The 22,220-nt window shown below is 43.0% G+C and carries 18 protein-coding genes and 3 tRNA genes; 1 reads left to right on the top strand and 20 read right to left on the bottom strand.

The features are described from left to right. Positions 1 to 212: 212 nt before the first annotated feature. Complete coding sequence (locus DWX23_RS02750; RefSeq protein ID WP_122373304.1) at positions 213 to 1,100, top strand: helix-turn-helix domain-containing protein; 888 nt, start codon at positions 213 to 215, stop codon at positions 1,098 to 1,100. A gap of 66 nt (positions 1,101 to 1,166) precedes the next feature. On the opposite strand, the gene DWX23_RS02755 is transcribed toward DWX23_RS02750, so the two are convergent. The 20 genes from DWX23_RS02755 to DWX23_RS02850 form a co-directional block, all read right to left on the bottom strand. Continuing rightward, positions 1,167 to 3,722, bottom strand: a complete 2,556-nt coding sequence (locus tag DWX23_RS02755) for a DUF5686 and carboxypeptidase-like regulatory domain-containing protein (RefSeq protein WP_122373305.1) — start codon at positions 3,720 to 3,722, stop codon at positions 1,167 to 1,169. 155 nt (positions 3,723 to 3,877) lie between these two features. Beyond that, positions 3,878 to 4,858 carry a CDP-alcohol phosphatidyltransferase family protein gene (locus tag DWX23_RS02760; RefSeq protein ID WP_122373306.1) on the bottom strand — a complete coding sequence of 327 codons (981 nt, stop codon included), beginning with the start codon at positions 4,856 to 4,858 and terminating at the stop codon, positions 3,878 to 3,880. A 36-nt stretch (positions 4,859 to 4,894) separates the two neighbouring features. Next, on the bottom strand, positions 4,895 to 5,320 hold the full coding sequence (locus DWX23_RS02765; protein ID WP_233587469.1) for a thioesterase family protein: 426 nt from the start codon (positions 5,318 to 5,320) through the stop codon (positions 4,895 to 4,897). An 80-nt stretch (positions 5,321 to 5,400) separates the two neighbouring features. Further along, entirely contained in the window at positions 5,401 to 6,129 is a 729-nt protein-coding gene (fabG, locus tag DWX23_RS02770; RefSeq protein WP_122373308.1) for a 3-oxoacyl-ACP reductase FabG, read from the bottom strand. Between the two features lie 13 nt (positions 6,130 to 6,142). After that, complete coding sequence (locus tag DWX23_RS02775) at positions 6,143 to 7,618, bottom strand: NAD(P)/FAD-dependent oxidoreductase (RefSeq protein WP_122373309.1); 1,476 nt, start codon at positions 7,616 to 7,618, stop codon at positions 6,143 to 6,145. 10 nt (positions 7,619 to 7,628) lie between these two features. Further along, the gene (locus DWX23_RS02780; protein ID WP_122373310.1) at positions 7,629 to 8,009 is read right to left on the bottom strand and encodes a beta-hydroxyacyl-ACP dehydratase; all 381 of its coding nucleotides are present in this window, start codon (positions 8,007 to 8,009) and stop codon (positions 7,629 to 7,631) included. Between the two features lie 14 nt (positions 8,010 to 8,023). Further along, positions 8,024 to 8,449, bottom strand: a complete 426-nt coding sequence (locus tag DWX23_RS02785; protein WP_122373311.1) for a beta-hydroxyacyl-ACP dehydratase — start codon at positions 8,447 to 8,449, stop codon at positions 8,024 to 8,026. Beyond that, entirely contained in the window at positions 8,442 to 8,693 is a 252-nt protein-coding gene (locus DWX23_RS02790) for an acyl carrier protein (RefSeq protein ID WP_122351379.1), read from the bottom strand. Before DWX23_RS02790 ends, DWX23_RS02785 begins: the two co-directional genes overlap by 8 nt. Positions 8,694 to 8,719: 26 nt before the next feature. Continuing rightward, positions 8,720 to 9,940 (bottom strand): beta-ketoacyl synthase, encoded by a 1,221-nt coding sequence (locus DWX23_RS02795; protein WP_122373492.1) that lies wholly within the window; start codon positions 9,938 to 9,940, stop codon positions 8,720 to 8,722. 15 nt (positions 9,941 to 9,955) lie between these two features. Continuing rightward, entirely contained in the window at positions 9,956 to 11,092 is a 1,137-nt protein-coding gene (locus DWX23_RS02800; RefSeq protein WP_122373312.1) for an N-acetyltransferase, read from the bottom strand. A 120-nt stretch (positions 11,093 to 11,212) separates the two neighbouring features. Then, positions 11,213 to 12,130 (bottom strand): helix-turn-helix domain-containing protein, encoded by a 918-nt coding sequence (locus tag DWX23_RS02805; protein ID WP_122373313.1) that lies wholly within the window; start codon positions 12,128 to 12,130, stop codon positions 11,213 to 11,215. A gap of 237 nt (positions 12,131 to 12,367) precedes the next feature. Continuing rightward, positions 12,368 to 12,451: transfer RNA gene (locus DWX23_RS02810), tRNA-Leu, on the bottom strand. Positions 12,452 to 12,454: 3 nt separating this feature from the next. After that, positions 12,455 to 12,539: transfer RNA gene (locus DWX23_RS02815), tRNA-Leu, on the bottom strand. 49 nt (positions 12,540 to 12,588) lie between these two features. Next, a tRNA-Gly gene (locus DWX23_RS02820) sits at positions 12,589 to 12,661 on the bottom strand. Between the two features lie 137 nt (positions 12,662 to 12,798). Further along, a complete protein-coding gene (locus DWX23_RS02825; protein WP_370450052.1) occupies positions 12,799 to 13,620 on the bottom strand; it encodes a purine nucleoside phosphorylase I, inosine and guanosine-specific in 822 nt (273 codons plus the stop codon). Between the two features lie 9 nt (positions 13,621 to 13,629). After that, positions 13,630 to 14,886, bottom strand: a complete 1,257-nt coding sequence (locus DWX23_RS02830) for an amidohydrolase (protein WP_122373315.1) — start codon at positions 14,884 to 14,886, stop codon at positions 13,630 to 13,632. Beyond that, positions 14,883 to 16,193, bottom strand: a complete 1,311-nt coding sequence (locus DWX23_RS02835; RefSeq protein WP_122373316.1) for a DEAD/DEAH box helicase — start codon at positions 16,191 to 16,193, stop codon at positions 14,883 to 14,885. Before DWX23_RS02835 ends, DWX23_RS02830 begins: the two co-directional genes overlap by 4 nt. Further along, positions 16,190 to 17,545 (bottom strand): dipeptidase, encoded by a 1,356-nt coding sequence (locus DWX23_RS02840; RefSeq protein ID WP_122373317.1) that lies wholly within the window; start codon positions 17,543 to 17,545, stop codon positions 16,190 to 16,192. Before DWX23_RS02840 ends, DWX23_RS02835 begins: the two co-directional genes overlap by 4 nt. Positions 17,546 to 17,672: 127 nt before the next feature. Further along, positions 17,673 to 19,034: an efflux transporter outer membrane subunit gene (locus tag DWX23_RS02845; RefSeq protein WP_122373318.1), complete on the bottom strand. Its 1,362-nt coding sequence runs from the start codon at positions 19,032 to 19,034 to the stop codon at positions 17,673 to 17,675. A 2-nt stretch (positions 19,035 to 19,036) separates the two neighbouring features. Next, positions 19,037 to 22,213, bottom strand: a complete 3,177-nt coding sequence (locus tag DWX23_RS02850; RefSeq protein ID WP_122373319.1) for an efflux RND transporter permease subunit — start codon at positions 22,211 to 22,213, stop codon at positions 19,037 to 19,039. Positions 22,214 to 22,220 lie beyond the last annotated feature (7 nt).

Below are 22,220 nucleotides of genomic sequence, written 5' to 3' on the forward strand. Positions count from 1 at the left end.
TAAAAAATGACAACATCCGCCTTAATTCCTTTATTTGTGTTTTTGCCTATAAACCATATATTCTTTTATAATCTTCATTATTTTACAGCCCTTGAATTTTCAAAAATGATATTTATATATTCTTTTTTGACAAAAAAATATTCACGCATTGTTTAGACTGTATTATTATATTATTTTTGACCTGATTTCAATTTCCTAAAAGATACTAGCTTATGAATACACAACACAACAACATTCGTTATCTGAATATTAATTCAATAGATAAGCAATGGGGATTAACTGTTACAACCGCCGGTTATCAATGTATCCCGCCACATAGTATCTACCCATCCAAACGGCAACATCCTCAAAGTTATTCTTTCAACCCGGAAAAGGGACGTATATTGACAGAATATCAATTAGTTTATATTTCTCAGGGAAGCGGCTTTTTTGAGTCTCAATCCTGTAAACGGATAAAAGTCAAAGCCGGGACCATGATCCTGTTATTCCCTGACGAATGGCATACGTATGCCCCAGATGAGGAGGGTTGGTACGAACATTGGGTCGGTTTCAAAGGAGATCTGATTGAAAACTGGATAACCAATAAGTTCTTTTCCAAAGAAAAGCCCATCTTTGAAATTGGTATAAACGCCACTATCATAGGATTATACGAAGAGATTGTAACCCATACCATCAAAGAACAAATAGGGTATCAACAATTAATATCCTGCATCGTCCTGTATTTGATGGGAGAAATCTATTATAAAGAGAAAAATAATTCATTAACACAATCAGATATCGTAGAAAAGATCAACCAGGCGAGAGCCATTATGAAAAAGAAACTGGATAATCCTATTTCAGTAAAGGAAGTTGCTCAAAAACTAAATGTCAGTTATTCCTGGTTCCGGAGTACTTTTAAAGCGTATACAGGCGTATCTCCACTGCAATACCAATTGCAGCTCCGTTATTTACGGGCTAAAGAGTTATTGAGCGAGACTTCAATGAATATTTCCGAGATAGCTTATACGCTTCATTTCGAAACAATATCTCAATTTTCTACGTTTTTTACAAAAAAAGAAGGCATGTCGCCTTCTCAGTTCAGAAAACGTTGCCTTCAATAAAAGGCAGTAGTCCATATGATCATAACATTCACTGGAGAATATGATTATATGGACTATTCGCCATTGTCAGAATGACAACCGCATTGTACAACGGACACCTTTCGTCTGGATACCCGGATGATCACGATAGTTCAAACGCCAGACATAATCGAGACGAAGGAACTGAAAGATATTTTCAATGCCCACACTTGCTTCCATATACGGAGCTTTTCCCAAAGTATAAGAGCCATAAGGGAAGAGATATAGTCCATCCTTCCCATTTGCTGGATTATTCTTATCCGTCAGATGTCCCCACAAACCACGGAAAGCAAAAACTTCCCTTGCTTTCAACTTCTTGATAAGAGGAAGACGATTCAGGAGATTCCCGTTCATATAATATGTCAAATCCCAGGACGCATATTCATCATTGATGAACTCCATCGCATTCATATTCGTATAAGCTTCCGGTTGAATAGTATAAGACAGGTTGGCATTCGGAAGGATCAATAACGGATACGGGACCTTGGTCCACACTTTCCCTGCCTTGGTGATAATATCCATATAGCCGAAAGCGGAGAACCATAAACGCTTCTGGATTCCGATGTCCGTACGATGATAATCATAAGCCGAACCTAACAGGTCTTTCTTCGCCATCACATGGCTGAAATTAAAGATCAAAGCATCATATGTGATCGGAATACGGTTGTTACGCGTCTGATAAAACTTTTCATTCCTGGCATAACGGAATTTCAACTCCAGTTCGGTCATATCGTAATGTCCGAGACGACTGATAGTACCATCTGTACCGATACGGTCGAAAACCGCATATTCCGTGGCATATTCACGACGGTTACGAACAATGGCATTATACGACAGGCCATTATAATGCTCGTAAGAATAACTCAACTCAGCCTGTCGCAAGTAAGTGGCCCGTGTATCCTTTTGCCGTCTTATTGTCAAAAGAATATTATCTTTACTGGTGTACATATATTGTTGCCCCAACTTATTGATGTCATACATATACTCAAAACGGATTGAGTTCATCGGGAATTCTTTGCGGAACTCCTTACGATCATTGAACGAATATTCAACAAGAGCATTATATTTCAGTTTCTCATCTTTCGTACCATACGCTACATAGCCATCGAAAAACAAGTTCTTGTTGAAAGCTGGCGTCGTTGTTCCTCCCACCCTGAAGCGAGCGCCTTCGATCGAATTGCCACTGATCGTTGTATTCATCGGGCCAAATTCGAATTTACTTTTCAACGGGTCCTTATTGGTATCGATATAACCAGATACGAGGGTCGTTACAACCTTCTCCGTTACATAAAAGACCGGGACAGAACGTAGTTTTGCCATTAGATTTTTCACCGAGTTCGGATTCTTTTTCACCGCTTCTTCCGGACGATTGCTTGCCCAGAAATCTTCCGGCTGTCGATAAGCCTCTTTCAAAGTAATGACCGGGGCATTTTCTTTAAAGACCCAAGCCTGTTCAGCATCCGGTTCCTCAAATGACTGATTGCTGTAAATATTCAAACGCCGTGCATACATTCCCTTGGTCTTTTCGTTTAATTTGAAATTCACGCTAATATCATCCTTTGTAATGACACGGGTACCCTCCGGAGTCCGTTCAAATATCTGCTCAATCGTCATTCTGGAAACAAAGTTCAGATTGATATCTTTCGGGACATTGAGTATTGCTTTTTGAACAAAAAAAGTGGAGTCAAGCGTCACATACAAATGTCCCGTAAAACCAAATGTTTCCGAATTAAAGGGAACAAAGCCCAAGTCCACACATTCCTGCCCATTTATATCCAGCGTATCGAGCAAATAATATTTATAGTAGTTAGGTCCGATCGTGGAAAGCGGACTTACAAACCTCTGCAGGAATAAAGGCACATCATTTTTGAAAATATCGACTTCCCGGAACACTTCATTCAGTACCTGCTGGATCCCGTCACGAGAGAACACTTCATCTACACCTGATGATTTATTTCCTTTCACTACATGTTTCTCCAACTTCGGATTTTTACGATAATAAACCGTTTCGACTTTTTCTTTTTCTGAAACCGGCAAAATAGTTGTACCGATATCGAGCGTATCTATAAAATCGACCAGAAAATCGAACTTACCGGTCTTACCGTTCTTTTTAGGTTTCGGCTGATAATCATTCATCGCAAAGATCATTTTTTCATACTGATCGTACTGAAAATAATCATGGTTACGAGGATTGTTCCTTTCCCGCAAAGCGATCACCTGTTTTACAAATTCGACAGCCGGATTTTCTTTTTTACTGTATTTTTCTTTCTTCGGTTTGATAACGACCTCATTCAAGGTAATCCCGTTTGGCGCTAACTGTATTTTCAGATCATTTGTTTTTCCCTGAATAATTTTCACTTCTTTCGTATCATATCCCAGATACGACACTTGCAGGATCCTGCCTGTAGCCGGGGCAGAGAATGAAAAACAACCATCTTCGTCGGTAGCCGTCCCCAGAGTGGTCCCCTTGAATATAAGGGAGACATAAGGCAGTGCCTCTCCTGTAATCGAATCGGTTACAATACCCTTTATTGTCGTATTCTGAGCATTTGCCATCCATACGGAGATCAAGGATATCAGCAAAAAAACAAACTTCTTTCCCATCACAACTTCCTATCACCTATTTTTACTTTATCCCTACATAAGACACAACAAAAATACGACAGTATCTTTTTTATCGAGTGTCCCGAAATACGCACATAATATTCTAATGAGCATCAATGAATAAAGAACCACATGCCACTCAGGTATGGCCAAACTTATAATTGGGTATATAACTCCTTACAAAATTTCTCGTGCTTCAGGCGCATGTAATAACAAATGGCAGTCATCACGACAATTTCAAAGAAGAAATAGAGCCAGGGCAAATCAATCAGACAAGTGACGTATAACACAATGGCACGAGTATTGAACGTGAGAATGTTAGTCCATTTCATCATGGGTAATGAAAGGGTACGGAACTTGTCGCGAAAAGATTGCGGGATATTCTCCATCATACTGTATTTTTCACGCAACTTATCCATCAGCAACTGAAAATCAGGAGTCTGTGCTTCCTGCCTTTTAGTATAGCCTACATAAGTTTTCAGGAACGCTTTCCAAAGGAAGTTACCCTTCCAGGGCGTTTCATCATATATCTTTTGCTGTTGTACCGACTTATCTAATTCACTACCGGCCTCACCTTTCAGAAAAAAAAGATGGATCTGACGGTAATAGTCGGCAAGTCCGCATTGACGGCTGTGGCAACCAAAACCGGAATATAACGCCAAAATAAAAAGTATCAGTGTAACCACCAGCGTATTCTGCTGATTATTCTCAATACCCAGAATACGAAATTCAAGCTCATGGTGGATATAAAACCGATAGACAAGACCAAGATAGATGGGAATGAACCATACCTCGCTGGCTGCACCGTCGAGAATCCGTCCCAATTTGGTTTTCTTCCCCGTCATACGAGCCAGTTGTCCGTCCGCACTATCGTAGAAGTTCGCCCAGGCCAACAATAATATGGCTATTATATTACACAATAATCCGCTCATTCCTTCTGTACGGAAAGAACCTTGTGCAAAGAAAAAGGCAGATCCCGCACCGATAATCATTGAAAGGACAGTTACGGTATTGGGATGGATATCCAGACGTTTGAAAAAAAGTGCCCACTGATAACCGATAGGACGTGTCCAAACAGTATCAAGCCATTCTTCGGTATCATCTGACTTATAAGTCGATTTGACATTTTCTGCCATACATTTATTCTATTTGATTCATTGTTTATTACAATATTACAACTGAGCCAGGTATTTATCCTGCCATCTCTGGTAGTATTCGGGCTTATCTATCATCAGTTGTCCCTCAGGATCGATGAACAACTGGATGGTGTTTCCTGTGGCACACAGCACATTGTCATGCTCACGGTAGACTTCATAGCTGTAATCAAGCCGTGCACCCGGTTTATAGATATAATGCGTATGCACTATAACCACATCATTCATAACGAGAGGCGCACAATATTTGATATGGATATCATAAATGGGGGCATAAATACCGGAACGCTGCATATCTGCATAACCTATGCCGGGATAATGCCTGCCGAATGATTCGCGTCCATCCTCAAAATAGGTAATGTACGCCCCATGCCACACCCTCTGCATCGAGTCTATCTCACTGAACTTTACCTGTACTCGACAAATATCTTCAAGATCTTTCATCAGGATTGGAAATTAATGACGTTGTCGTTGATTGCGACATTATATACATCGTTTATAAAAGTCATATTGAATATAAATCCTTAAGTATACAATCCCCCATTGATTGAAATCACATTACCGGTAATGTAACCGGCATTCGGAGAAACCAGGAAACCGACCGCTTCAGCCACTTCTTCGGGAGTACCGAAACGCTGGGCAGGAATAGTCTTTTTCAATATTTCCTCATCAAGGCCTTCCACCATATCAGTCTTAATAAAACCGGGTGCAATAACATTGGCTGTCACGTTCTTCCGTGCCACCTCCTGGGCCAGTGCTTTTGTCGCAGCAATGATACCCCCCTTGGCTGCAGAATAGTTGGTTTGTCCCGGCATTCCCTTGAGACCGCTCACACTTGCCATATTGATGATACGACCGAACTTATGAACCAACATAGGTTGCAACAACGGTTGTGTCACGTTGTAAAAACCATCAAGAGTGATGTCGAGTACACGGCTCCAGTCCTCTTCCGGCATAAACGCCATAACATTATCACGCCGTATGCCTGCATTATTCACCAGCACTTCGATATACTCCTCTGTATGGGCGCTCTCCCATGACTCGATCGCATCGCGGGTTTCCCGATAGTCGCTTACATCAAATTTCAGCATCTCGCCATCCTGACCGGTTAGCCTCACCAGTTCAAGCGTCTTTTCGGCTTCCGCCGTATTGTTTACGTAGTTAATAATAATACGATAACCCATTTGGGCCAATTTCACACAGACAGCACGACCAATGCCGCGGCTGCCTCCGGTTACTAATGCATACTTCATGGTTATGTTCTTTTTAATTTTTTACGATATTCCATATATGCTCTTTTCCAAGTATTTCAGCACAAGTAAAAAGCGTTGTCATTGTCACCCCATGCAGAGCGTGCAGCATAAGGTTCTGTCCCGTAAGGAACAGATTCGGAATAGGTGTACGCGGTGAGAGCACAGTCATTACCGGATCTCTGAAATCCTTACGCAGACCATAAGCAGTCCCCTCAGGAGTAAGGGTGTAATCACGATAAGTCAGCGGTGTGCTAGTATAATATCCGGTGATCATATCCCGGAGTCCGGGAATAAATCGTTCTGCCAGTATAATACATTCCTCTGCCACACGCTTCTTCATGGCCTTATATTCTTCACCACGACGGCCGACCTCTGTCATATTCCATGGCTCACATTTACTCCAAAGCATGGGAGTAAGCAAATCCACTTGCTGCACATACTCACTACCATCTTCCGGAATCCGGCAACTTACCAGCACTCCGCTTACAGGACTGTTTTCAAGATAAAACGTCCATACATTAGGTTGATCATAGACATACTGATTCCAGTTGAAGTATTTAAGCGTTCGTGACCTGATACAAAGCGATACAGTGAACATACCGAAGGTGTTTTCCAGTCCGGCAATACGGTTACGATAGATTTTTTTCATCCTATCACTCTGTTTTACCAGATCGCAAGTAACGGCAGGATGCACATTACTGATGAAAATATTGCCTTCATAACTCTCCCCGTTCGAACATACAGCATGTACCAGTTTTCCGTCTTTCTCTACCAGTACCTGTACTTCGGAATTGCATAGGATCTCGCCGCCATGCCTGCGAATGTCATCAACCAGTGAGTTTACGATCAACGAACCGTCTCCTTTCAACCGCCAGCTACTCTCTATGAAACTACTATTGCCATGAGCAAAAGTAAACAGAGGAAGTGATTCCCTCCTCAACTCCATTTTCAAAGAAGTACCGCAAAGCACGTTTATCAGCAAGGGATCACGAAACGTCTCTGTCAGATATTGATAAGCACTCGTTTCAAAAAGTTTAAAGGGGAATGACGGTTTTCCGGATTGAGGATTCAACATATCGAACTGTTGCTCTTCAATTCGCTTCAACATATTTACATATCTGTTCAGAGCTTCACGTTCAGCAGGAAAATCTTCAGCCAATGTCCTGACAAACCTATCATACCCTTGTGCAAAAGCAAAGGTACGATCCTCTATTGTTACCCGGTCAAAATAGGTATCAAGGCGTTCCCACGGCAGACGTAGTAATCCCAGATATTCGAATATAGCATGTAGTGACTGACCTTCATATAAACCTCCTACATAATGAAATCCCGTATCGAAAGCCAATCCAAGTCGCTTGTAACTAAGAAGGCAACCTCCGGCTTGCGTTCCTCTCTCAAGCAGAAGAACATTCATTCCGGCGCGCGAAAGAATATGAGCACATTCCAGTCCACCCAATCCGCTGCCTATAATAATTACATCGTATTTCATTCTTTATTCTTTAAGGTAGAATACTATCTACAATCATATCTCCCTTGTACTCCATATACGTCCTTTCCGTATCGGTTATTGCGGCCGTGACGGTGAATCCCCTGTCGATAGGCAGAACAGTGATCGTCACATTTACCTCCGGACAAACGACAGGTGAAGCAACTGCTGTCATGCGACATTGCTTTATAGTGCCGATCAGTAGTTTTTCCTCCGTCAACTGCATAACACATTCCTTGATGGTCTGGATATTACAAACTCCGGGACATACCTGATTTCCAGGAAAATGACCGCGATAAACATCACAATCAGGTAAAAGGACAATACGAAAAACGGCATTCAATCCTTCACCACAGCTATCGACTATCTTGTAATATTTATTTTCAAGTAACATAACAACTCTGTAGATCAACTATTTTTCTCTATGAAAATCTTCATTTGCGTATCGGCTATTATCTCATCCCCAAGACGGATTTCACCGGTGATGACAGTCACACCGGCTATCTCTGTACCCATGGTGATAACAGTACGCAATTCATCATCTACATATGGACGACGATAACAATGAAACCTTTTCACTTCACCTATATATCCCACAGGAGGAATAACAGCTCCAGAAGCCATAGCTCTGTACCCTGCAAATGCTGAAGCCGACTGGGCTATATGTTCGATAAGTCCCGGTTCGGCAAGCAGGCCATTCTCGTCTATGAAATAGTTATCATCTCTGACTGTAAGCGAAGTTACCGCCACATCTCCATCTACATCTATCAGTTTATCAACCATCATGATAGGATCGCGTTGCGGGATCAGATTCTTTATATCTTCATTAACCATTCTGCCCGAAATGTGACTCTATATAGTCATACAGATTATCAAAAGTCTGAATCTCCCGTAAATCAGTTGCCGGGATCTTTATTTTATAGGTCTGTTGGATAATAGCCACCAGATCAACCAGACTGAGGCTGTCCAGGGAGAGCGTATCTTTCACATTAGCATCCGGTGTAAAAAGAGTCGGATCAACTTCAAATTCTTCTGCCAATATCGCATTTACCTGTTTTGTAATGTCTTCACGTGCCATAATAATATATTTTATCAGTTTGTTTACTATATGTTTTTTACAATGAGAGTCGAGTTTGTTCCACCGAACCCGAATGAGTTGGAAAGGAATACGTCAAAATTTTCTTCACGTGTCTCCGGCACTACATTGATACAGGCCGTCTCTTCGTCAGGATTCACGAAATTGATGTTTCCTGCAATAAAACCATTTTTCATCATCAGCATCGAATAGATCAGTTCGCTGGTACCCGCCATCCACATTTCGTGTCCCGTCTGGCTCTTGGTGGAAGTTACCGGCACTTTGTAATCACCGAATATATGAGCTATAGCCAAAGCCTCCCTGCTGTCACCGATACGTGTAGAAGTAGCATGGGCATTGATATAGCCTATCTGATGTGGAGTCATATTGCCGTTTTTCAAGCATAATTCCAGTGAACGTGCAGGACCGGATATATTCGGAGTAGAGATATGGTCACCGTTACCTGAAAATCCCCAGCTTACTATTTCTGCTAATATGGGTGCACCCCGCTTAACAGCATGTTCATAACTTTCGATTATCACTGTTGCTGCACCACCGCCAGGTACCAGGCCGTCACGGTGACGATCGAACGGGCAACAAGCTTTTGCGGGTTCGTCTTCACGCATGGAAAACGACTGAATACCATCGAACGAAGCCACACTGTATAAGTTGGCCTCCTGGGCACCTCCACATATAATACAATCCTGTAATCCGCTACGTATAAGAGTATGTGCCAATCCTATCGCATGGGAACCGGAAGCACAGGCAGCAGAAGCTGTCAGATTAATGCCACGCAATTTGAACAGGCACGCAAGATTCATCGACACGGTGGAGTTCATCGACTGAAAGATGGCACCACTACCGCAAGCGGATGTATCCTTGAATTCACGAAACTTATCTAGCGCATGCATGGTAGCTTCGGCTACAGAATCGTTTCCATAAATAATGCCTACCTCATGGCTGTCGATATAATCCTGATCCAGTTTTGCATTTTCCAGGGCCGAACGCGTTGCCATATAAGCATATTGTGCTTCTTCAGGCATAAACTGTCGTAAATTACGAGGAATGAACGGCTTAAGGTCAGGCAGTTCGATATCGGCACATAAAGCAGAACGAAATCCGGCCTCTTTACGTTCCTGACTGAAAACGATACCGCTCTTGCCGCCATAAAGCGAATCGCGTACATCTTCGAGTGTCTTTCCCAGGCACGACCATATACCCATGCCCGTTATCACTACTTTTCTTTCCATAATTGTCATTTTCGTTTATAATTTCTTTTTATAGCATCGCCTTCTCTTTATGAAAGTTGGGTTCAGAGGTTTCCATTGCGTCAGTTCCCTGATATTGTCCTCCAGTTGAGGACCAGTTTCCGCCCATTTAAAGTGGTGTTTATTATAGATTGGTATAAGGTCATCAAAAAACAGTGCATTCACGCCCAATCCCTGATAGTCAGGACGCACAGCCATTAAAAGCAGTTCCGCTTTCTCTTCCTTTTTCCATTTCAAAGCACGAACAAGATGATACCATCCAAAAGGGAAAAGTTTCCCTTTTGTTTTTTGCAACGCATGCGATAAACTGCCCATCGTTATTGCCACGCCTACCACTTCACCGTTTTCATTCTCTATGACAGGCAACAATTGCTTATCAACCAGCGGCAGATATCGTTTGATATACAAATCAATCTGTTTATCCGACAATTCCGTATAACCGAAGAGAGGCGCATAAGCCACATTCAGCAGGTCAAATACCTTTTTTCCATATCCAAGTTCTGAAATATCAGTATTAGTCAACTTTTTGACATGCAATCCGAACATCTCTTTTGCTAACCCGGCCACACGGGCATATTTAGGAGGGACTTCTTCAGGGACTTCAATACATACCTGCACCCAGTCGACCTCTTTCTCATAACCCAAGGCCTCCATATGCTTGGGATAGTAAGGATAGTTATATATTGCAATCATCGACCCCAGTTTGTCAAAATCCTCGATAAGCATACCTTCCTTATCGAAATCGAAGATCCCCATCGGCCCTTGTATATAATCCATACCTCTCTCTTTGCCCCATTCTTCCACAGCTTTCAGCAAAGCAGCCGACACAGCCGGGTCATCAATAAAATCAATGAATCCAAACCGGACATTCTTCTTTTGCCATTTCTCGTTGGCATGATGGTTGATAATACCTGCTATGCGGCCCACAGGTTTCCCTTCTTCATCGTATGCAATGAAAGGTTGTATATCGGAAAATTCCAATCCCGCATTCTTACGTGAATCGAAAGCCTCGCGAATATCCATATCCAAGTCGGGAACATAGTATTGGCAGCCGGTATACAACCAGCCTGTAAACTTCACGAAATCGTCCATTTCGTGTTTCGTCCCAACCTTTTTCACATTGACAATTTTCATAACGAGAGTAAAACTATGAAAGGTTTTCCTAATTGCAAAGCGAGTAAAAATAGCTGCGACTAATCCACCAGTATTGGAGAATTTAAGAATATTTTCGGGAAAGTTTATGGAAAGACGAACTCATTTTTTATAACCCAACTGTTTACGAAACTCTTTCGGAGAACACCCCAGATGGGCCTTCACATATTTTCCAAAAAAAGATATGTTGGTAAACTCCAGGTATTCAGAAATTTCTTTGATAGATTTATCGGTATGTGTCAGGAAATGCTGAATATCGTCTGTGACATATTCATTGATCCAATCCATAGCAGTTCTTCCACTAACCTTTTTACTTACAGTCGATAGATATTTGGAAGTAACGAATAACCTATCGGCATAATGGCTCAGATTACGCTGCTTTATTTCACTGTTTGCCAGTATTTCTATAAATTTCTTGAATAAGATATCTCCCTGTTTCATAGAAGTTGGGGTTGTTTCAATCGTATTATGGTCCAAATCAGCCAGCAACTCATAGATAATAGCCCGCATAAAAGTAGTCATAACCTCTTTATGATAAGGTCGCTGAGGAAATTTTAATCTTAAACGCATGATCTCAGAATATAGGGAAAACAACTGTAGGCTCTCCTCTCCTATGCAAATGACCGGATTTTGGTTGAACTGAAAAAATCTGTTCCAAATATCACTCCCATAATGCAAGAGACTTTGGAGAATGCGGGTAGAAAGACATACTGCATTCCCCCTGAAAGAAGTCCTGTTTTCATGATCATATAAAATAATATTAGGTTTGCAAATTAAAACTTCGTACGGATGGAGCGTATAGAGTTTAGCATTCAAATTGACCTGCATTTTTCCTTCCAGACAGGCGATTATCATAATCATATCTTTCGATAACTTGACAGATCCGCGTTCCGTCATATCTTCCAAGTGTTCTATTACAATAATGTCTTTATCAGTATACGTGATACCGGCATTGATTCTTTCACTGGCATCCAGGATGTCATTTATACCCACTTGTCGAATTGTATTTTCTCTTTCCATATCTACATAGAATTATCACTTCCATGCAAATATAACTGTATCAATGTATTCTAATATGCTACATATCACCCTAAAAGTGTCCTATTGTTCCTATTTCAAAAAACAAGAAGCATAACAGAAAATTTGTTACAGATAAAAACAAATGACTTATATAGAATAACTCAAAAAATAAGATTTATATGAATAATACAAGAGAAGTAAAATAAGATTTTGATATTCAGAAGTTTAAAGTAAATGTGCGCGGAATGAGATTCGAACTCACACACCGTAACCGGCACTACCCCCTCAAAGTAGCGTGTCTACCAATTTCACCATCCGCGCCAATGGTGCCCAGAACAGGACTCGAACCTGCACGCCTTGCGACACACGCACCTGAAACGTGCGCGTCTACCAATTCCGCCACCTGGGCATTTCCATTATATAAAAAAGGCGGCCTCTTACCGCTCTTATTATCTGTGAGCGAAAGACGGGACTCGAACCCGCGACCCTAACCTTGGCAAGGTTATGCTCTACCAACTGAGCTACTTTCGCGATAACGGGTGCAAAGATATAGGTATTTTTTTATTTTCCAAAACCGGAAGATACTTTTTTTATACTATTTTTTCCTTCCCAACCCGTTCAATTTCCTATCTTATTTTAATACAGTGAGTTTCACTCTGAAAAAAAATTCAGATGCGGGAAACCAGTTCACTGAACAAAGTAGTCATTACAGCTGCTGCTTTATTGGCAGCAACGATCACATCAGCGCCGTCGTTCACAAAATCGTCTGCAAAATGATATCCTTCATTCGTGATAACCGACATACCGAACACTCTCAATCCGGCATGACGCGCTACAATAACTTCAGGAACCGTACTCATCCCGATAGCATCGCCTCCTACCCGACCATAAAAAGCATATTCGGAAGGTGTCTCAAAAGACGGACCGGTCAATCCGACATATACACCTTTCTTTAAAGGTATAGCATGTGAAGCGGCAATCTCTTCTATCGCACAGATAAACTCGCGGTCATAAGCACGTGTCATATCCGGGAAACGGGTTCCGAACAGTTCATTATTCGGACCGATCAACGGATTCGGCATCATATTGATATGGTCACGGATAATCATCAGGTCGCCTACTTTGAACGTATTGTTTATACCGCCTGCCGCATTCGACACCAATAAATTCTTTATCCCCAACAGTTTCATCACGCGAACAGGAAAAGTAACCTGCTGCATCGAATACCCTTCATAATAATGGAAGCGTCCCTGCATAGCGAGTACTTGCTTTCCACCTAACTTTCCACAAATAAAATTACCTTTATGTCCTGCAGCCGTCGAATGCATGAAATGAGGTATTTCGGCATAAGGGATCACGATAGCCTCCTCTATCCGGTCTGCCAAAGAACCCAATCCGCTACCCAGGATAATGGCTGTCTCCGGATTGCCGGTGATACGCGCGGCTATAAATGCTGCCGCTTCCTGATATTGTTCGTTTGTATAACTCATATTCATAATTTATCGTTTAATCAAGTTATAGGCTATTTGGGCAGCCCGCTCCATGATCTCATCTTCGCCCGGAACCTTTCTATTCTGCATCAAGACTTTTCCGTCACAGATCACCGTATCGATACAATTTCCGTTAGCCGCATAGACCAGATTGGATATGAAATTGAAATTCGGTGTAAATGCAGGCATATTCAAATCGATCAAAGAAAGATCGGCCAGATAGCCTTCAGCTATTTTTCCTGCCTTTAGGTTAGCAATAGCTGCTCCATTGACTGTCGCAGACTGGAATATCTCGTCGGCAGTAACGGCTTCAGGGTCTTTTCTCCAAACCTTTCCCAATAACGAAGCCAGCTTCATTGCCTCTATCATATCGAGATTATTGGATGACGAACAACCGTCCGTTCCCAATCCAACCAAAATACCTGCCTCACGCATCTCCCGGAACTTAAAGTGCATTCCGGAAGCCAGTTTCATATTGGATGCCGGATTATGTGCCACTTTTACCTCATGGTCTGCCAACATACGAATTTCATCGTCATCGACATAAATGCCGTGGGAAATCAACAAGCGGGGAGACAACACTCCCAACTTATATAAATAGCGGACAGGTGTCAATCCGAAGTTCTTCACGGAGTTTTCCACTTCACCTTCCGTTTCCGCCAGATGTAGCTGGATCAAAACATTGTGTTCCCGTGCAAAAGCATCCGCCCACTGCAGTAATTCGCCGGAAACGGTATAAATAGCGTGCGGACCTATCGAAAAATGTATCCGCTTGCTGTAACGATCCACTTCATTATATAGTTTTTGGATCGTTTGTTTACTTTTCTCCGTCAACTCCGGTTTAAACTGGTCGAAACAGGCACTGGAAATATTAGCTCTGATACCCATCTCTTCCACAGCCTCTGCGGTTGCATGAAACTTATGGTACATATCAAAGAAAGTGGTTGTCCCGCTTTTTATCATTTCCAGACAAGCTAGTTTGGCTCCCCAATAAACATCCTCTTTTGTCAGCTTGGCTTCGTTAGGCCATATTTTTTCTTCTAACCAGGGCATCAGCGGCATATCGTCGCCAAAACCACGAAACAAAGTCATTGCAGCATGACCATGTGTATTCACAAAACCGGGAACTACGGCTTTACGACGACCGTCTATAACAGTATCGGCCGTTACAGGAAGGTTTGCACCTATCTGTTTGATGTATTTGTTTTCTATATAAATATCGGTAGCTACTCCATTCAGTTCTACCCCTTTGATCAATATGCTCATACAAATTTCGCTTTCATATTCTTTATCTTCTCTTCACGGATACGTGCCAGCAAGTCTGCTTTCTTATCGCGTTTTACTGCTGCATAAGCACAACTTTCCTTTACTTCGACAACACCGAGATCCTCTTTCTCCAAACCGCCTTTCTGGAAAAGGAAACCGACAACATCCTTTTTACTCAGCTTGTCCCGTTTACCGCGGTTGATCGTCAGCGTCACCCATTCCGAACGAAGAGGTTTCTTTGCTTTCTCCGGCAGGAAAAACTCATCCGGTTCACGGGTGATATATTCAGGGACAGTTTCCACTTCGTTCAGGATCATAAAGGCATTTCCTTCCGCATTCATACGGGCCGTTCGCCCGTTTCGGTGGATAAACGCCTCTTCATTGATCGGGAGATGATAATGAATGACATTCTTCACTTCCGGAATATCCAGTCCACGGGAAGCCAGATCGGTGGAAATAAAGACAGAAGCACTGCCATTACGGAAAAGCGACAAAGCCCGTTCACGTTCCGGCTGTTCCATACCTCCGTGGAAATATTCATTATCCACACCCATCTCGGTCAGGTAATTGCTGACACGTTCCACCGACTCACGCTGGTTACAGAATACCAAAGCTGATTCGCCTTTCAATTCGCCCAACAGTTTGTATAACGTTTCCAGTTTATCCTTGATCGGAGATTTCACGATATGCAAAGTCAAACCTTTCGCTTCCTTTACACCTGTCAGGAATGACAAACGTACCGGTGCCGTAATACCGGTAAAAGGAGGTATTTCGACAGCTTCCGTTGCCGAAGTCAACACCCTGCGACGCACGCCCGGAAGGTGTGCCAGAATGTCTTTCATCTCATCCTGAAAGCCTAATTCCAGAGACTTATCGAACTCATCCAGAATCAGTGTCCGGACAGTATCCAAATCGATATTACCCCGTTCCAGATGGTCGAGGATTCGTCCCGGAGTTCCGATCAATACGGTCGGTGCATGTTCCAGGCTTTTCTTTTCCGTCCGGATCGGATGACCGCCATAACAGCAATTCACCTTATATCCGGCACCCAGAGAACGAAACACCGTCTCTATCTGTAAAGCCAGTTCACGCGACGGAGCGATGATAAGCGCTTGTATCTTTTTCTCCTCGTCAGTCAATGTAGTAAGTAAAGGCAACAGGAATGCCAGGGTTTTACCTGATCCCGTCGGACTAAGCAAAACCATATCTTTGGTTGTACCGGCATCCAATACGGCCTGCTGCATTTCATTCAACGCCTCGATACCTGTATTCGATAAGGCACGGGCTACGATCTCATTTTGTGTCATTTGTATTCTTTATAAAATTCGGCAACCGATTCAATCCCTTTATAGAAGAAGTCCAACATGCAACTCTCGTTAGGAGAATGAATAGCGTTCTGTTCGAGTCCGAAGCCCATCAGGACGGTCTTTATACCTAATACCTGTTCGAAAGTGGAGATAATAGGAATACTTCCTCCACGACGTACAGCCAGCGGCTTCTTTCCGAAAGCAACCGTACAGGCTCTCTCCGCTGCCTGGTAAGCAGGCAGGTCGATCGGACAAACATAACCCTGTCCACCGTGTTTCGGTGTGACTTTTACCTTAACACAGGCAGGAGCCACTTGGTTTATATAATCTTCGAATAGCTGAGATATTTTCGTATGATCCTGATGCGGAACCAACCGGCAGGAAACTTTTGCATAGGCTTTCGACGGCAACACGGTCTTGCTTCCTTCTTCCGTATAACCGCCCCAGATACCACAGATGTCGAATGACGGACGGCAACTGTTCCTTTCCAGTGTCGAATATCCTTTTTCACCGAACAGGGCATCCACACCGATCGCCGCTTTATATTTTTCTTCATTGAACGGGATCTGTGCAATCATCTCCCGTTCTGCCGGAGAAACTTCTTCTACATCATCATAGAATCCGGGGATCGTGATACGTCCGTCGGCATCGATTATATCCGCCATCAGTTTACATAATACATTGATCGGGTTAGCTACTGCCCCACCGAAATGACCGGAATGCAGATCACGGTTAGGCCCCGTCACTTCGATTTCCCAATAGGCCAGACCACGCAAACCGGTTGTCAATGAAGGTGTTTCGGCACTGACCATACTGGTATCAGATACCAGGATCACATCTGCTTTCAATAAGTCTTTATGTTCGCGGCAGAAGGTTTCCAGACTGGGAGAACCGATCTCTTCTTCTCCTTCAAAGATAAACTTCACGTTACATTTCAGCAGGTCGAGCTTCAATGCTGTCTCAAAACCTTTCACCTGCATCATCGACTGGCCTTTATCATCATCGGCACCACGTGCCCAGATACGACCATCCCGTATTTCCGGTTCGAACGGCTGGCTTTTCCACAGTTCCAACGGTTCGGCAGGCATTACATCATAATGAGCATAAACAAGTACGGTCGGAGCATCCGGCGAAATGATCTTTTCACCATAAACTACCGGATTTCCTTCTGTTGGCATAACTACCGCTTTGTCTGCACCGGAAGACAACAACAACTCTGTCCACCGTTCAGCACAGGCTGTCATATCCGGTTTATGTTCGTGTTTTGCACTGATTGACGGAATACGGATCAAGCTGAACAGCTCTTCCAGGAAACGATCTTTATTGGATTCTATATACGATTTTACTGTCATAAAACTGGAGATTTAATTTTAAATTTAACGTTTTTATTTAGGGTTACAAGTTTACGAATAAATTACTTAAATCTACCTTTTATTGTCCTATAAAATATATCAGAATGTTAACTTTCCATTCCTATGTTTACTGGAATCTACTACCACCAAGTGCATGGAATAGGTTAATAACCCCTTGTATTTTATCAAATTGATCCTGCGCCTGTACTAATTCCGCATCCAATAAGGACTTTTGTGCAGTCAATACTTCCAGATAATTCGTAGAAGAATATTGCATCAATAACTCCGTTTTATGTACAGCTTCCTGTAAAGCACCAACCTGCTGCTTTCCGATCTCTATCCTTTGTTGGGCAACCTGCCACTGCACCAAAGCATCGTTCACTTCTTTCCCTGCATTCAAAACAGATTGTTGAAATGAAAGAGAGGCCTCTTCCTGCCGCGCTTTCGCCACTTTCAGATTAGCGATATTCGTACCTTTATTAAATAATGGTTGTGCCAACGATCCTACTGCACTCAATAACAAACTACCGGGATTCAGAATCACACCGCTACCGTTATTTGTCCATCCGGCAGTACCGGAAAGCATTATGTTCGGATAAAAAGCAGAGCGTGCTGCATTGGTTGAATAAAAAGCCTGCATCAGGTTAAATTCCGCCTGCCGTATATCGGGACGATTAGATAAAAGCTGCAAAGGAACCCCAACCTTTAGTTCTTCCGAAAACGACTGTTCCTCCAGCGTCTTCCGTTCAATCGTTTGTGGTGCCATAGCCAGTAAAACAGACAAACTATTTTCCGTTTCACGGATACTTTTCTGTATGGATAGAATAGAAGCTTCGAGTGCCAAATGATTTGCCTTTGCCTGAAGGATAGCAGTATCATTCGATTCCCCTGCCCGTTTCAATGCTTCCAAAGTCTTTACCGTACGTGACCAGCTTTCCAATGTTTCTTTATTGATTACAAGTTGTCTGTCCAACATCAACAAAGTATAATAACTATTCGCGATGGTAGCCACCAACTGTGTCTGTACAGCCTGTTCATACGCACGGCTTCCTTCAAGTGCTGCTTTCGCTCCTCTTTTCGCATTCGTTACTTTACCGAAAACATCTATTTCCCAGCTTGCCGACAAAGCTAAATTATACGTCTTACCAGGAGCAGAGCCATCGAAGCTGCTAACTCCGCCCTCCGGATTCAACGATAAAGAAGGAAGATAGGAAAGACGGGCATTCATCAGGACAGCTTCGGCTTCCTTCACCCGCAGATGAGCGATATTCAGATCGGTATTATACTCCAATCCCCTTTCGATCAGGCTCTGTAATAAATTATCCGTAAAAAGCTCTTTCCAGGAAAGAGAAGCGACTGTCGCCGTATCTTCCACTGTCATATCCCGATACAGTCCGTCCGTATTGACCTCCGGACGAGAATAAGGTTTATATATCCTGCAACCTGTTATCAGACAGATTGCAAGACTTAAAATAAATAACTGTTTCATACTCACTTTTTCTTTCCTATTTCTTCTAATTCCGTTTGTATAGACCAATCGGCATCTCCCCTGGAGGCTTGTATCGGTCTGACTTTCTCCTGTAGATATTGAAATACAATGAAAAGACCCGGGACAAGGAATAATAAAGCCAACGTTCCGACAAGCATGCCGCCTACCGCACCGGACGCCAACGAACGGCTTCCGTTTGCACCTACCCCATGCGCCACCATTAACGGCAACAGACCAAATACCATTGTCAGAGCCGTCATCAGGATCGGACGCAAACGAACTTTTGCAGCAGCAAGAGCAGCCTGCGTCAGTGACATTCCTGCTTCCCGGCGTTTAGTCGCATATTCCGTCAGAAGAATAGCTGTCTTAGCCAGCAATCCGATAAGCATGATTAATCCGGTCTGCATATAAATATCATTCCCCAACCCAAACAACTGGGCAAACAAAAAGCTACCCAACAATCCGCAAGGCACCGAAAGAATAATTGCGAACGGAATAAGAAAACTCTCATATAAAGCACTTAATATCAAATAAACCAACAAAAGACAGATACCGAAAATAATAACGACATTATTAGTCGTCTTGCTTTCTTCACGTGAGATGCCTCCGAATTCATATCCGTAATTCTTCGGCAACACCTGATCCGCCGTTTCTTTAATGGCCTGTAATGCATCTCCCGAACTGTAACCGTTTGCCGGTGAACCGTTAATCGAGATCGAATTATAGAGGTTGAAACGCATTAAATCCTGCGGGCCATATGTTTTCGTCAACTTTACAAACTGGCTCAGCGGTGCCATTTCCTCACCGACCCTTACATAAAGATGGTTCAGCGACTCCGATGTGACACGATATTCAGGATCTGCCTGGATCATCACACGGTACAATTTAGAGAAACGGTTGAAGTTGGATACATATCCGCCGCTATAATAGCCTGAAAGCGTTTCCAATACTTCACCCGGAGAAATTCCTGATTGTTCGCATTGCGCGGCGTCGATATCTACCCAATACTGTGGATAGTTTGTCTCGAAAGCAGAATAAACGGCTTCAATCTCGGGGCGCTGGCTAAGTGCGGCCACAAAATTATCTGTTACTTTCTTGAAAGCGTTCAGATCACCGGCAGTCTTGTCCTGTATGTAAAGTTCAAAACCGCTACCCATACCATAACCAGGGATCATCGGTGGCGTCATAGCAAATATCTGCGCATCCGGAACTTCAGTCGACAAACCATAAATCTTATTCACTACATCGGCAGCAGACTGTCCTTCTTCCTTTCGTTCATCCCAATGTTTGAGCGAAAGGAAATACATTCCCATGGAAGGTCCCGAACCGGAAAATGAATAACCTACCACATTGGCATTGTATTCTACCTCAGGGATCCCTTTTAGCTGTTCGTTCATCTGCTCCATCACCCGTTGAGTCTGAGGCAGAGATGAACCCGGCTTGGAGTTCATGCTAATCATTACGGTTCCCGTATCTTCATCGGGAATCAGTCCTGTCTTGGTATGTTGTACCAGAAAAACAAGTAAAACAAGTGCAGTCACCAACGTACCCCACATCAGCCAACGACGTTTGACAAACAATAATACCCCTTGTACATAACGTTTGGTCATCACATCGAAAGCTGCATTAAACGCTTTACGGAAACGGGCTGCAAAATTATCCTTTACATTTCCGGATTCATCTATATAAGGAGTCAATAACAAAGCACAGAGTGCCGGAGACAATGTAAAGGCATTGACTGCCGAAATACCGACGGCAACAGCCATTGTTATACCGAATTGGGTATAGAATGCTCCCGAAGTCCCTCCCATCATAGACACAGGTATAAATACAGCCATAAAGATCAAGGTCGAGGTAAGAATAGCCGAAGAGACTCCTTTTATTGCATCATTCGTTGCCATATAAGAGGATTGATATCCCACATCGAACCGTGCCTGGACAGCCTCGACCACCACTATCGCATCATCCACCACCGTCCCAATGGCCAATACCAGGGCAAACAATGTCAATAGGTTGATCGAGAACCCGGCAACCGACATAAAGGCGAACGTACCGATAATGGAAACAAAAATTGAAATAGTCGGGATCAACGTAGAACGTATATCCTGCAAAAAGACGTATACCACCAGGATTACCAGCAAGATAGCCTCCAACAATGTTTTTACCACCTCATGGATCGAAGCATACAGGAAACGGTTTGTGTCGTTCAGTGTTATAAACTCCATTCCTTTAGGAAGGTCACTGCTTATCTCTTCCAGTGTGGCGTCGATTTCATTGATGATAATTGAAGCATTCGACCCGGCAGTCTGAAACACCATTGCCAGTGCAGCCGGATGACCATTTACCTCCGTTGCATAATTATAAGCCTCATCTCCCAGTTCAATATCAGCAACCTCACGTAATCGTAACACATCGCCCCCCGGCAAAGAACGTATCACAAGATTACCGAACTCTTCCGGCGTAGAGAAACGTCCACGATACTTCATGGTGTACTGATGGGTATTATCATGATTTTCTCCGAATGCTCCCGTAGCTGCTTCGATATTCTGTTTATCCAATACAGCCGAGATATCTCCCGGAACCAGTTTATACTGTGCCATCTTATCCGGTTTGAGCCAGATACGCATACTATAATTGGAACCGAATTGCATAACCTGCCCTACTCCGGCAATACGCTTGATGCGCGGTTCCACATTAATCTTCATATAATTATTGAGGAACTGGCGATCGTAAGCATCGTCCGGTGAGTAAAGAGCAAAAGTCTTCAACTCAGCGTTCTGCTGCTTCATGGTCGTGACACCGATCTTGGTTACTTCGGCAGGCAGCAAACTCAACGCCGTAGAAACACGGTTCTGTACATTCACTGCCGCCATATCTGCGTCGCTTCCTTGTTTGAAAAAGATATTGAGGAACACATCGCCACTATTTGAGGCCGTGGAAGTGATATAGTTCATATTCTCCACCCCATTGATTGCTTCCTCCAACGGGACAATGACACTTTTCTGAACAGTTTCAGCATTGGCTCCCGGATAATTGGTAAAGACCTGGATCGTAGGAGGGGCAATATCGGGATACTGCTCGACAGGCAGTGTAAACAAAGAAATAATCCCCATCAGAACAATTGTTATGGAAATGACAATCGATAAGACGGGACGGTCTATAAAATATCTTAGGTTCATACTTTTT

It is taken from the genome of Parabacteroides sp. AF18-52 (assembly GCF_003479145.1).
Taxonomy (GTDB): domain Bacteria; phylum Bacteroidota; class Bacteroidia; order Bacteroidales; family Tannerellaceae; genus Parabacteroides; species Parabacteroides faecis.